The organism is Streptomyces sp. NPDC002838, assembly GCF_040295365.1.
In the GTDB taxonomy this organism is placed as follows: domain Bacteria; phylum Actinomycetota; class Actinomycetes; order Streptomycetales; family Streptomycetaceae; genus Streptomyces.
On sequence record NZ_JBEOVF010000110.1, the window covers coordinates 1 to 12,534 of the forward strand.

Sequence of the window (12,534 nt, forward strand, 5' to 3'; positions counted from 1 at the left end):
CGTCGGCCTACTCGATGACCAGAAGTCGATCACTCGGGAAGGTACGCCCTTCGCGTCCAGCCCGAGGCCGATCCACAGGTCATGAGCATTGCTCTCAGGTGGCTACACGGTTGGCACTGATGCATTGGCGGTGGACGTGCATCGCTTCCGCCATCTGCTCGCCGAGGCCCGCCGGGCGGCCGACGACTCGGATGCGGCGGCCACATTCCAGCGGGCGTTGGCGACGTGGCACGGGACGCCGTTCGCCACTGCGGACACCCCCTGGTTCAACGCCGCCCGCGATACTCTCCAAAAGGAGCAGCGGGCCGCCGAGCTGGAATGCACCGACCTGCGACTGCGGCTCGGTGAACACGCTGGGCTGCTTGCCGTGCTCGCCGAGCGCAGCGCCGCACATCCGCTGGACGAGCGGCTGGCCGCCCAGTACATGCTCGCCTTGTACCGGTGCAGCCGGCAGGCCGACGCCCTCGCGCACTACCGGCATCTTCGCGGCATGCTCGCCGAGGAGCTCGGCATCGACCCGGGGCAGGAGCTGCAGCGCCTGCACCAGGCAATCCTCAGCGGGGACGCGGAGCTGAGCGCGCCGACGGTCCACGCCTCCGTCCGGCGGCCGGCCGGATCGGCCTGGGCCGTGCAGTGCCAGCTTCCCCTGGCTACCCCGGGGTTCGCCGGGCGCTCCGAGCTCCTTCATCGCCTCGAGGAGCTGCTGGCCCCGCCAGCGGGGGTGCCCGTCGTCGTGTCCGGCTTGCCTGGGGTGGGCAAGACCGCGCTGGCGGTGCACCTCGGTCATCGGCTGCGGCCGGCCTTTCCCGACGGCCAGTGGTACGTACGGCTGCTGGGGACCACCGACCGGCCGCGTGATCCCTCCGAGGTGCTGTCCGGGCTGCTGCGCGCCTGCGGGCAGGACGCCGACACGATCCCGCAGGCGCTGGAGGACCGCGCGGCCGCCTTCCGCAGCCGAGTGGCCGACCGGCGTGTCCTGCTGATCCTCGACGACGCCGCCGACGCTGAGCAGATACGGCCGCTGCTGCCGGGCACCGCCGGGGTTTCGGTACTGGTGACCAGCAGACGCGACCTGTGGGGCCTGACCGTCAGCCATGCTGCCCACATCGTGCCGCTGGACGTGCTCGAACTCCCCGAGGCGATCACACTCCTGACGGGAATCCTCGGCGAGCAGCGGGTCGGAGCGGAGCCGGAGGCCGCCGCGCGGCTGGCCGAGCTGTGCGCTCGCCTGCCGCTGGCGCTGCGGATCGCCGCCGCCAACCTGGCCGCCCGCCCGGGCCGCTCCCTCACCCGCTACGCCGACGAGCTGGCCGACGGGAACCGGCTGGCCAAGCTCTCCATCGTCGGCGACCGCCAAGCCGCGGTCCGCACCGCCTTCGACCACTCCCACGCAGCCCTGGAGCCGGCCGCGGCGCGGCTGTTCGCCCTGCTCGGGCTGCATCCAGGATCAGACTTCACCGCCGAGGCAGCCGCGGCCCTGCCGGGCGCCGAGCCGACCGCCACTGAGCGCCTTCTGGACCAGCTCGTTACTGCGGGGCTAGTGCAGCGCACCGCCTCAGACCGGTTCCAGTTCCACGACCTGCTGCGACTGTACGCCGCCGAGCACGCCGCGGCCGACCCAGGCCAGGCAGCAGCCTGGCAACGGCTGTGCGCGTGGTACCTCGCGACAACCGACGCCGCCACCGCCTTCGACTACCGTGGCCGGGCCCAACTGCCCCGGCCGCGCGCCGAGTCCCACCGGTTCGCCGACCGGGACCAGGCTTCCGCCTGGCTGGATGAAGAGCGGGCCAACCTCATCGCCGTCATCCGCCGCGCCGCCGAGACGGGTCCGCGCCCCTTTGCCTGGCAACTGGCCGACCAGCTCCGCATGTACCTCTACCACCGGCGGCACCAGCCCGAATGGGAAGCGGCAGCCACCGCGGCGCTTGAGGCGGCAGAACGGGACGGCGAGGCGCTGGCCCGGGCGTCGATGCAGCACAGCCTCGGCCTGCTACGGCTGTCCACCGGCGAGGTGGAGACCGCGCTGGAAACCCTGCACAGTGCACTGGACGGATACCGCAGCACCGGATTCGCCCCCGGCGAGGCAGCCATCCTGAGCAACCTGGCACTCCTGCACGGCCAGCGAGGCCAGATGCGCCTGGCACGCCAGTGGCAGGAGCAGGGCGTCGGGATACTCCGCTCCCTCGACCGCGGCCTACAGCTCAGCGGAGCGCTCAACACTCTCGCAGTCATCCACACGTACCTCGGCGAGTTCACCCCGGCCGTGGAGCGCACCACCGAGGCGATCGGGATCTGCCTCAAGGAAGAGGCGCCGCAGGCCCTGATCAGCCCGCTGATCAACCGGGCCCTCGCACACCACGGACTGGGCCGGTACGGGGAAGCCCTCGCCGACGGCACCGAGGCACTGCGCCGCTGCCGAGACCACCAAGACCGCCACGACGAGGCGAACGCCCACCTGGCCGTGGCGATCACGCACCGCGACACCGGACGCGCCGACCTCGCCGCCGGCCACGCCGAGCAGGCGCTACAGGCAGCCCGCACGTCCGGCGAGCCGGCCAGCGAGATCGACGCCCTGATCACCTCGGGCAGCGTGGACCACCTGCGCGGCAACCCGGCCCGCGCCGCCGCCCTGCTGGACGAGGCCCTGACGCTCGCCGAGCGCCACGACTTCCGCCAGCAGCACGCCGAGATACAGACCTGGCTGGCCCACGCCCGCCTCGCGATGGGCGACACCGCCCGCGCCGCAGCCCACGCAGAGCATGCCCTCACCACCGCCCGTGATCTGGAACTCCGCCCGATCGCCTGTCTGGCACTGACGGCGCTCGCCGCCGTCCTGCGGGCCACTGGGGATCCCGCCGGGGCGGCCCGGCACGCCGCTGAGGCCGAGCGAGTCGCGCAGGAGACCAGCTACCGCCTGCCGCCCGTAACCCGCCTCAGCTGAGACTCGCCAACGGCAGCGAATCGGTACACCGAGGTGCGCGACGACTACCCGAACGACTCGAATCTGGAACTTCGACCATTCGGCCGCCCGGCGGGTGACACCAGCTGGTCACCCGCCGATAATCGCTTATCCCCCGGCGCGGTCGTGCTGACCGTGCACGCCTGTCCGCTTCGCCCGCTCCTGCTGCCATGATCCGCCCCGCCGAGGCCACAGGGGCCCCGAACACCACCAGGCCGCCGCCCCATCGGGTGACCGGACAGCACTGCAGATGTCCCCACCCGGGCAGCCAAACCGCAGGTAGAGCGAGAACGTCGTACGCCCTCGTCCCCGTGAGTGATCAGGCTGCCGGTGCTGCGCAAACTATTAGTGATTCGAGGGCCGATGCTGGACGGGCAGAACCCGGACGACACCGTCGCTGCCAGCTGCCTCACGCAGCTGCGCGTTTTCGATCTCCAGGACGTGTACCACCCGCACCAGCTGCTGAACGTCCGTACGCAGCCGGTCGCGCTCGGCCCGCAGGCGGGTGAGCTTCTGCTGCAGCTCGTCATTGGTCCGCTTCAGGTCGTCGACGACCTTCGGCCGCGTGTCCTGCATGCGCACCAAGGCGTAGAACAGGTCCTTGAGCCCGGTGTGCTTGTGGGTGAGCTTGTTGCGCTTGAGGCCCGCCTCCTCGGCGAAGGGACTTGATCGTCAGCTGGCCGTCCGAGCGCAGAGGAGTGCCCACCAGCAGGCGGATCATCGCGTCGGTGATCGCCTCGATCTCGGCGGTATCGCCGGGGGGCGACGGACTCGCCGCCGCGGCGGCCATCGCGAGCACGCGGCCCACGGTCTCGGCGATACCCGCGGCGGCCGGCGCTGCGGGTAGCTCTGTGCCGTCGGCCTGCTCGCCAGAGGCCGGGGAGTCGTCCTGGGCTGTGGTCATGTGCTGTCCTTGCCGGCCGTCCGCCCTGCTGCGGCCTCATGCTCCTGAACGATCTTCTCTGTGCTCGCGCGGCAGAGCTCGAGTCGGCGCCGTAGCGGGTGGGGCGGGTGAGGCCTTGCGGACTGTTCAGGCAGCCGCTTCGGCGACCGATGACGATGCACGTTATGTCCTGCCGCCTCTGCGCTGGCAGATCGCGGCCGACTGGGTCGGGGACTGCCCTTCGGTTGATCACGGTGTTGAGAATCTCAGGATCATGGTGCTGCCGGAGTACGCCCTGGGCGCGGTGTGGGACTGCCACGGGGCTCTTGTACGTGCGCGCGATGGCGACGTCGAAGCTGCGCGGCTGGCCGACTTGCTCTCCCCCTACCTTTACGCCTACGACACCGATCTGCATGGCCTCGTCGCACGGCTGGAGCGCGTGCTCGCCGTCCTCTGCCTCAATATCGCCGCCGTCCGTACGCTCGCCACACACCTTGCCCTCAAGCAAGGAAACGCCCCGGAAGCAGTCCAGGCGGTGACCGAGATCCTCGCCGCGTGGCGCAAGGCTGGCGTCGCTCCCTGACGACGGCGTCAGCGCGCTGCTGGCGCGTCAACTGTGCGGCGGCGAGCCAAGGGTGCCTCCGATCGTGCGGCGCGAAACCTCGGCAAGGTGCGCTGGCCGCTGAGGCCCGCAACGGCCCGCCTCGCCGGGGCTTCCTTGCTGCGCCTCGCACGAAGGAGCAGATCGGCACCCGTCACTGGTGCCACCTATCGTGCCTCGGCTCACCAGGTCGTCGCGCGCTGGTGCGTGCCCTGGTGACAACTTCGGCGCCCAGGCGGTGACAACCATCGTGCTCAACTCGACGCTCGGGCCCAGGTGGCCGGGGTAGACGGTGACAGTTACCGCGCTCATTCACATTCGGGCTTCTCCATGCGGACAGGTCTACGGGACACGTCAAGTGGCTGTACCGCCCCACTTCACCCCACTTCGTGAGCGCAGCCGAGGACGCGAAAGCGGCAATCGGGTTTTCCATGGCCGGAGAGTGAAGGGGTAAAGCGGTCCCAATTGGACACTCCGGCGGACTGCTCCCCACTTCACCCCACTTGCTCGGCATCGCACCACGCACGGGCTTGTCGATGCTTCGATCGCTCCACGGGGCCAGATCACGGGTTCTCACGGATCGTGTGCGCAGTTCACAGGGTTCACGCCCGAGGGGGCTCGTGTCCGAGGCGGCGCCAGCGTTCCATCGGAAGGCAACAGAAGGGAGGCACACAAGTGCGACTGCAGACCTGGCATCGACCGGAACGCAGTGAGTAACCGCATGGCCCCATGCCGCAAAGGGGGTCGGTATCCGGAGGATGGACGTCCGTCTGCCATTCGTACGCCACTTCACCGCCACTTCGCCCGACCCCGGCTGACCGGGGCTGCGGCAGTGCTTCGATGACAGCGCGGCAGTGGATCTTTAGCGCCGTTAGCGGAGTCCGCTGCTCACAGGGGGTGTTGGTGCGCTGCGTGCTCGGCTTTGATCAATCGACGCCCTGCCTGCGCACCGGCGCGGAACCTGCACCACACGATCTCCCGAGGAGAAGCCGGGTTGGACACGCCCGTCAAGCCGATCCGGCCGGCTTCTCCCCGGGTCACAGAAGACCCCCAGAACTGGAGGAGTACATCCCCGTGACTCAGACCGACCGTAGTCCCTCAAAGTCCTCGTCGGCCACGGCGAAGGCGCTCACCTGGATCAGCGCGTTATCCGTGCTGGGCACGATCATCGCCGTCATCGTGCTCACCCTCAGCGGCAACAGCGACTACTTGGCCGCCGTGATCGGACTCGGAGCCGCGGCGGGCGCAACCGGCGGAACGGTCCAGATCCGCATCCACGTCCGCCGCTGAACACTGCTGTGTCCTGCAGGGGCCCGGCGCCGGGGCCGCCCTGGAAGGGAGGCGGGGCCCGGCGCCGGGAGCTGCTCCCCGCGGTGGCACGGCGGGACGGCGGGGACGTGGTCAGCTGTAGTCGCGCAGTACGACTGCCTTCTGCGTCCGGCTCAGTGAGTACGTCCGGCGGAATGCCCATCCGGAACCCAGGGTCTGGATCTCCTCTCCGGCGAAGCCGCGGTGGAACAGATCGGTGTCCGGCTTCCTGGTTGCGCCGGGCTGGTCGACGTACACGAGCGCGTAGAAGGTGCCGGAGGGGCGCAGCCAGCGTCCGACGTCCGTCAGCAGCCGCTCGTACTGGAGATACGGCAGCGCGTATCGGCAGGTCACTACGTCGACGCTGCCTGGTTGCAGGATGTGGTGAATGGGTTCGCCGTCGATGTCCCAGTGCGCGTACGTCACGCCGGCCGCACCAGCTGCCGTGGCCTGCCGGAGCGCTTCGGCGGAGAAATCGAACCCCGTGGCGTTCAGTCCCCAGGCGGCGAGCTGCCGGGTCCACTGGCCGTTGCCGCACGCGAGGTCCACGGCGGACATGCCGGGCCTCGGGGCGACGTGGTCGTAGAAGAGCTGGGCTTCCTTGTGACTGACCACCGTGGGCCAGCCGGTCTGGAACCAGTGGTCCCACTGCTCAGGCGACAGGCGCACTCCGCCTGGACTGCCGGTTCCGTGCCCTGCCGCATCGGCGGCGGCCTGCGAGCGGGTCACAGCGACACCTCGCCCGGCAGCAGCTGAGCCCGGACCGTCTTGAGCCGCGTGTCCTCGGACATGAAGCAGCTGACCGTCGCGCCCAGAAGGCGTGCGTACTTCAGGCCCCTCCCCTTCTCACCGGCGATGGCGGCCTGGCTGAGCAGGACGTCCGGGCGCGGGTCTTGTACGTCGATCACCAGCGTCTCGTCCTCGGTCACGGCCAGGCGTATGGTCATCCGCGCCACCGCCTCGTGGGCAGGCCCGGCGTGCAGGAGGGCGTTGTGCGCGAGCCGGGACAGCACTTCGAGCGCCGTGGCGATGTCACCGGACCACCTCAGTAAGGTCAGGCGCATGCGGGCATCGTCCCGGAGTCGGCGCAGGCTCGCCGGGGCCATGGCGTAGGAACGGGACCATTCCCGGTCGAGAGGCGCGGTGAGGACGGAGACCGGGGCGCCGGAGGGCTTGTCGCCGGGCTCGATGGTTCCGTGGTGCCCGGCGTGGGGGTAGGCGGCGAATGCGGGCAGGCTCAGCAGCCACTCGCGCAGTGCGGTCTGCTCTGCAGTCGTGATGGCCACCTCGTGCTCGGCCGGTACGACCAGGCCGGCTACCTCACCGGTGGCCAGGAGCCGTTCGACGGTGCGCCAGCCTGTGCGCCGCCGGGCCGGGAAGTGGAGTGGCGCCAGATCGTATGCCTCGCGCGTGACGGTCCACCCCTGCTGTGAGGCGAAGTCGCGCAGGGCCGCGAGCGTCTGAACGGCGATCCGGGAGTCGACACTGGTCGTGTAGAGCACGACGTCGGCACCGGCCGGGGCGGTCTCCGCCGCCGTCGGTGGCGGACCGGCAGTGATGGGTGTCGGATGGGTCATGCCGTCAGCTCCAGAGCCTTCGAGGTTGTCGTGCGGCGCGATGCAGCCGATGGAGGCAGGTCGCGCATGCGGGGAGGGTCACGGGGCTCCACCTCCGGCGTCGACCGTCTCGATCTCAGCCCAGATGACGGAGGTGCCGCTGTGCTGGACGCTGTGCCCGAAGCGGTCGGCGGTTTGCATCAGGAAGGCGAGCACGTCGAGGCGGACCGCTTCGCTGAGCGCGGCCGGCACCGGCGCCGAGATGCGGAGGCCAGAGTCGTTGGCTTCAATGCGGACGGCCTCCGGTTCATCGTCGTCCAGGGGCACGCCGAGCGCGGTGCTGAGCATCGAGGCGATCGCGGTAGCCCTGGTCGTCGGCGAGCTCACGGATCTCCCCTGTACACACATGATCACGTAAAGTATATCTGATGCATTAGCTTGAACCTGATGCATTAACTTGTCAATCGAGAGCCGCAAACCCGGCACCGAGACAGCCGCCGACCAGTACGGAGTCCGCGCATGGGCAACGCCGAGCCGCCGTCGCACCAGGTGGTCGCAAGCGACCTGCGGCGTCGACTCGCGGAGGGTGAATGGGAGGTCGGCGCGAAGCTGCCCTCAAGAGCGCAACTCGCCCAGCACTACGGCGTAGGCCCCAACGTGATGCAGAAGGCACAGGAACGCCTGATCGTCGAAGGGCTCCTCGAAGGCCGCGCGGGGTCAGGAACATACGTGACCCCGCCGCGCGAGCGGCGCCGGATGATCCGTTCCCGGCACCGTGAACGCCGCGGCGGCAGCCCCTTCCGCGCCGACATGTACGAGATCGGCAGCAGCGGAAGCTGGGAATCGTCCTCCGAGGCCCGTACACCCGCCCCGGAGAACATCGCCCGGCGCCTCGGCATCGAGCCCGGCGACCCGACCGTACGCACGGCGTACGAGTTCCTCGCCGACGGCAAGCCCGCCCAGCTCTCCGTCAGTTGGGAACCCATGGCCATCACCCGCGACACCCCCGTCCTGCTTCCGGAGATGGGCCCGCTCGCCGGCAAGGGCGTGGTCGAGCGGATGCGCTCCATCGGCGTCAACATCGAGACGTGGCTGGAGATCCCGCGGCCTGCCCGCGCTACCCCCGAGCAGGCCGCCCTGCTCGGCCTCAATGTCGGCGACCTCGTCCTGGCCATCGAGCGGACGTACTACGACGGCGACGGCCGCGCGGTGGAAACCGCCGACATCGTCGTCCCGGACCGCACCTGGGAAGTGGCCTACGAATTCGCCGTCGACCCACCCCGGCCAGACTGACCACCCGTCGCCCCTGCCTGGCGAGCCGCCGCCAGCCGGTGGGGCTCAGCCGATGACCGAGTGGGCGAAGAGAACACCGCCCGCGAACGCGCCCCCTCCGGCGAGCACGGCTGTCGGCCACGGGCTGCCCGACAGCACGGTCAGGGCCGCCGCCCCGACGCCGGCCAGGACGCCCACCACCAGGACCACGGCAGAGCGCACGCTCAGCAGCGCCTCCGGTTCGGCTCGCTCCCCGACGCTGCTCACCGGCCCTCCCTCGCCTCAAGGACCTTGCGGCGCAGGACTTCATTGCCGAGCCGGCGCAGCTTGCGCCGCACCCGGGTGCCGTCCTCAGGCGGCGCTCCGATCAGCAGCGGGGCCTCCAGCCAGGTGACCGTCGGATCCTCCGCCCAGACCCGGGTTACCTCGCGCTCGTTCGGCTTCAGCTGCCTCGTGACATAGCGGACGTGCGGATTGTCGAACTGATCCGGCCACTCCACGGCGCTGTTCAGCACGGCCGTCTCCGGGCCTGGAGCCAGGTCCTGGGCGATGAAGTCGCCCAGATACTGGATGCGTTGCCCTCGAAGCGTGCGGTCCCGTTCCAGGGCGACGCCCGTACTGGCGCATGTGCGCAGGGCCTTGCGCACAGCGGCGGGGTCCGAAGGGTCTGCGGCATCGATCAGCCCCTCCAGGATCGCCACGGCCAGGGCCTGGCAGCGGTCGTCCAGCCGGTCGGTCAGTTTCAGCTCGTTCCTGATGAACGTGCGCAGAGGCCGGGAGTCTCCCGTGGCGTACGCGGTCAGCGCCTTCTTCGCCCAGCGCACCAGGCGGTAACCCCTGGCTTCGTCGAAGACGACAGTTGCCCACTTCAGGACGTCGCGCATCAGCGAGGGGAATTCCCAGTCCGCGAGGCTGGCCGCTACCACATTGCTGAGACGGCTGGTGACATCGAGAGCTGCAATGGTCTCCTGGACGGTGAACAGGGGCGAGAGGTCCAGATTCCTCCATGGGGCCGTCGCGAGCCTGGCCTGGGCCTGGATGAGGGGCTGGGTGATGCTGCGGGTGTAGTGCGCGAGCTGGCGCTCGACGTGCGCGACAGGAACGAGTGTTTGCAGGGCGGCCTGCGGAATGAGTGGTCGCTGGGCCACCGACGCGGCGAGATCGGCAAGGCCCTGCTGTACCCCGACATAGCGGGTGTCGAGGACCGGGAACCGCATCTGACCGGCGATCCTCGCGACGGAGGTGATCGTGCTGTTGTGCATGGTCGTGTACTTCACGGCCTGGTCGATGGCGGGCTGCGGCAGAACCACGGCGGTGCTGAGCTGCGTCGCGAGTTCTGACACCCGCGATGCGGTCGCGACGAACGGAGCGGCGGCAGCCGTCACGGCCCGCACGGAGTCCATCGTCTGGGCGACCTGTGCCGCGATACCTGCGTATGGCTGGCAGACCGCGGCCGCCACCGCCTCGGCAGCTGCCGAGTGCACCTGTCGCAGGGAAGCGATCACCTCGGCCACCTCAGCTACGGCGGACTTGGCCGGCTCATCCGCAGCGAGCACCAGCTTCCTGCTCGTGCTGCCTCTCTCCGGAGCGGAGGCATTCAGGGGGCCGGGCTCAGCAGCCTCGTCCCCCGCCGGGACGGCGTCAGGGGAAGCGGTGACGGACATCTGTGCTCCTTGCCTTTCGACAACTCTCTGCCTAAAAGCAATGGCACTGGCCTCAAGCGACAAAGAATCCGTCACCACGCGACGTGACTTGCGTCACGTATCTTCAGGTTGGCGTGGTCGCCCTGCCCTCCAGCAGCGACAGCCGTGACCAGACCACCCAGCCCCAGGGAGTAGACGGTCTGTTGGTCGCACGCAGCTGTTCCAGCGTCCACCAGCGGCGCTCACGGATGTCCGGCTGGTTGGCCCGGGCCGGATTCACGGCGTCCACGGAGACGCAGGCCAGCGAAGTACTACCTGGCCTGGCGGATTTCGCGGCCCGCGCTCGTCGAGCTGCGCACCCAGTTCGAACGGCAGGATGCGTCCTTTGGCGTCGACGACCACGGCGCGTTACAGCAGTATCCGCGCGTACCGGTCGACGATCGGTTCGAGGTAGTCAACGTGCGGGCCGTGGAGGGACTTGAGGTCGGCCGGGGAATGGACGAGTGCGATCTGGTCAAGCTCGGGAGTCTGGCCGACTGCTGCCGCTGCGGACACGACCGCGGTGAATCGGTCGTTCAGGACCGGGGCGGGCTGGGGCGGGGCCATGAAGTGCACGCCGATGTTCCCGTTTGTGCCACGCGTGACGGCCCACAACGTCAAGTCGTCTGGGGGCGTGTCGATTCCAATCTCCTCGAGGAGCTCGCGCGCTGCGTTGTGGCGCAGTGCCGCGGCGTCGAGGGGGGCGCCGTCGTCGGGTGGTTCGACCGATCCGCCGGGCAACTGCCAGCGGCCGGGGGCGGCGGTTGCCGACGACATGCGTGCGGCCAGTAAGGCCCCGTCGTCGGTGGGCTGCAGGACGTCGACGAACAGGGACGGAAGTGCGGCAGCGCCGGGGACCCAGCGCAGGGCGTAGTTCCGGTAGGTCACCCTCGTCCAGTGGAGCGCGAGTTCATGTGGTTCTGACTGGTCCAGGCGCGTGCATGCGACGACCGGCCCGTCGAAGAGGGAGGGCTTGGCCTGGACGGCCTTGTTCCAGGCTCGGTCCCTGGCGGTCTGGTGTTCGGGGGAGAGCTGCGGCGGTGGAGCTTCGACAAGGCGGAGCTCCACCGCGTCGAGGACGTCAACGGATGGTTGCGGTAAGGGCTGGGTCACCACAGCAGGCTGTCACAGAGGTCGCCCCCTTCTCACCGGGTTGCTTGTTTCGTTAGAAGCCGTATCTCAACCGAACGTGATCGCTTGATTCCTGCTGGTCAGGCATGGTTTCGCTCGGGTTGAGGGAAGCATCGCGACGTCTTGTGTCCGCTTCATGGTCGAGGGGTGCGCGGTGGCGTCGGTGCTGGGAATGCTGGAGGAGCGAGAGGCGGCTGCCCGCGTGCGGGTGGAGGGTTTGCGGGAGGAAGTCGCGCGGTTGGCTGAGGTGTTGGAGGCCGCGGAGATCGAGCTGGACCGGCGGGTGATCGCGCGGGAAGAACTGGTCGAGGCCCTGGCAGTCTCTGCGGCCGAGTCCACTGCCCTGACCACGACCGAGGCGGAGGAGAAAGCGGTGCTGTCGCTCGCGCCGGTGCCGGGCTCAACAGTGCCGCCCTGGCGGGAAGGGCTGCCGGTGACGGTTCTGGCGCCGGACTATCAGTGCATTCTGGGCGTGCTGGAACAGCAGCGATCCACGGGTCACGGACCGCTTCGAGCCAAGGAGATCGCGGTGGAACTGGGCCTTGACGCGACGCCGGCGAAGGTCGAGGGGCTGCGGTCGAAAGCCCGGCGCCTGGCGGAGCGCGGGTGGCTCCTCCTGGAGGCGTCGGGGGCATTCAGTGCCGGCCGGCTGCCCGTGGCCGTCCCAGACGCCGGCTCATCCGCGTGACCATCGACCACCGGATCATCGCCTCGCTGGTGGCGGGCAGGGCCTCGTAGTCCCGGGCCAGACGGCGGGAGTTCATCAACCACGCGAACGTGCGCTCTGCCACCCAACGCCTCGGCAGCACCACGAACCCGGTCATGTCGTCGGTGCGCTTGACGATCTCCAAGGTCAGAGCGAGCTTGTCCCGGCACCAGCCGACGAGGCCGCCGGTGTAGCCGCCGTCGGCCCACACGAGGGTGACGTCGCGGTGCAGACGGCGCAGCCGGATCAGCAGGCCCACCGCGGCGTCCCGGTCGCCGATGTTCGCGGCGGTGACCGCGACGACCAGGAGCAGGCCGAGGGTGTCGGTCACGATGTGCCGCTTGCGGCCCGGCACCTTCTTCCCGCCGTCGTAGCCGCGTGAGGCGGCCGGCACCGTCGCGGCGGCCCGCACCGACTGCGCGTCGATGATCCCCGC

The 12,534-nt window shown here is 69.7% G+C and carries 14 protein-coding genes; 5 read left to right on the forward strand and 9 right to left on the reverse strand.

Annotation, left to right across the window (positions count from 1 at the left end; translation table 11 throughout):
• The first annotated feature begins 130 nt into the window (after positions 1 to 130).
• On the forward strand, positions 131 to 2,941 hold the full coding sequence (locus ABT063_RS51085) for an ATP-binding protein (RefSeq protein WP_351069063.1): 2,811 nt from the start codon (positions 131 to 133) through the stop codon (positions 2,939 to 2,941).
• A gap of 363 nt (positions 2,942 to 3,304) precedes the next feature.
• On the opposite strand, the gene ABT063_RS51090 is transcribed toward ABT063_RS51085, so the two are convergent.
• Complete coding sequence (locus ABT063_RS51090) at positions 3,305 to 3,535, reverse strand: hypothetical protein (protein ID WP_351069065.1); 231 nt, start codon at positions 3,533 to 3,535, stop codon at positions 3,305 to 3,307.
• Between the two features lie 443 nt (positions 3,536 to 3,978).
• On the opposite strand from ABT063_RS51090, the gene ABT063_RS51095 reads away from it, so the two are divergent.
• Both ABT063_RS51095 and ABT063_RS51100 read left to right on the forward strand, forming a co-directional pair.
• A complete protein-coding gene (locus tag ABT063_RS51095) occupies positions 3,979 to 4,425 on the forward strand; it encodes a hypothetical protein (RefSeq protein ID WP_351069067.1) in 447 nt (148 codons plus the stop codon).
• A gap of 1,092 nt (positions 4,426 to 5,517) precedes the next feature.
• The gene (locus ABT063_RS51100) at positions 5,518 to 5,733 is read left to right on the forward strand and encodes a hypothetical protein (RefSeq protein ID WP_351069068.1); all 216 of its coding nucleotides are present in this window, start codon (positions 5,518 to 5,520) and stop codon (positions 5,731 to 5,733) included.
• Positions 5,734 to 5,844: 111 nt separating this feature from the next.
• Here ABT063_RS51100 and ABT063_RS51105 read toward each other — a convergent pair whose 3' ends face one another.
• From ABT063_RS51105 to ABT063_RS51115, 3 genes are all read right to left on the reverse strand, one after another.
• Entirely contained in the window at positions 5,845 to 6,480 is a 636-nt protein-coding gene (locus ABT063_RS51105; RefSeq protein ID WP_351069069.1) for a class I SAM-dependent methyltransferase, read from the reverse strand.
• Complete coding sequence (locus tag ABT063_RS51110) at positions 6,477 to 7,328, reverse strand: ATP-binding protein (RefSeq protein WP_351069072.1); 852 nt, start codon at positions 7,326 to 7,328, stop codon at positions 6,477 to 6,479. The genes ABT063_RS51105 and ABT063_RS51110 overlap by 4 nt, the downstream gene beginning before the upstream one ends.
• A gap of 78 nt (positions 7,329 to 7,406) precedes the next feature.
• The gene (locus ABT063_RS51115; RefSeq protein ID WP_351069074.1) at positions 7,407 to 7,694 is read right to left on the reverse strand and encodes a hypothetical protein; all 288 of its coding nucleotides are present in this window, start codon (positions 7,692 to 7,694) and stop codon (positions 7,407 to 7,409) included.
• A 132-nt stretch (positions 7,695 to 7,826) separates the two neighbouring features.
• On the opposite strand from ABT063_RS51115, the gene ABT063_RS51120 reads away from it, so the two are divergent.
• Positions 7,827 to 8,600 (forward strand): GntR family transcriptional regulator, encoded by a 774-nt coding sequence (locus tag ABT063_RS51120; RefSeq protein ID WP_351069076.1) that lies wholly within the window; start codon positions 7,827 to 7,829, stop codon positions 8,598 to 8,600.
• 45 nt (positions 8,601 to 8,645) lie between these two features.
• On the opposite strand, the gene ABT063_RS51125 is transcribed toward ABT063_RS51120, so the two are convergent.
• The 4 genes from ABT063_RS51125 to ABT063_RS51140 form a co-directional block, all read right to left on the reverse strand.
• Positions 8,646 to 8,846: a hypothetical protein gene (locus ABT063_RS51125; protein WP_351069078.1), complete on the reverse strand. Its 201-nt coding sequence runs from the start codon at positions 8,844 to 8,846 to the stop codon at positions 8,646 to 8,648.
• Positions 8,843 to 10,318, reverse strand: coding sequence for a hypothetical protein (locus ABT063_RS51130; RefSeq protein ID WP_351069080.1), 1,476 nt, complete (start codon positions 10,316 to 10,318; stop codon positions 8,843 to 8,845). Before ABT063_RS51130 ends, ABT063_RS51125 begins: the two co-directional genes overlap by 4 nt.
• Before the next feature lie 28 nt (positions 10,319 to 10,346).
• Entirely contained in the window at positions 10,347 to 10,511 is a 165-nt protein-coding gene (locus tag ABT063_RS51135; protein ID WP_351069082.1) for a hypothetical protein, read from the reverse strand.
• A gap of 119 nt (positions 10,512 to 10,630) precedes the next feature.
• Positions 10,631 to 11,374, reverse strand: a complete 744-nt coding sequence (locus ABT063_RS51140) for an NUDIX hydrolase (protein WP_351069084.1) — start codon at positions 11,372 to 11,374, stop codon at positions 10,631 to 10,633.
• A gap of 154 nt (positions 11,375 to 11,528) precedes the next feature.
• On the opposite strand from ABT063_RS51140, the gene ABT063_RS51145 reads away from it, so the two are divergent.
• Positions 11,529 to 12,080, forward strand: coding sequence for a hypothetical protein (locus ABT063_RS51145; protein WP_351069086.1), 552 nt, complete (start codon positions 11,529 to 11,531; stop codon positions 12,078 to 12,080).
• Here the strand turns inward: ABT063_RS51145 and ABT063_RS51150 are convergent.
• On the reverse strand, positions 12,028 to 12,534 hold a 507-nt coding region (locus tag ABT063_RS51150), incomplete at its 5' end, for a transposase (protein WP_351069088.1). The genes ABT063_RS51145 and ABT063_RS51150 overlap by 53 nt on opposite strands.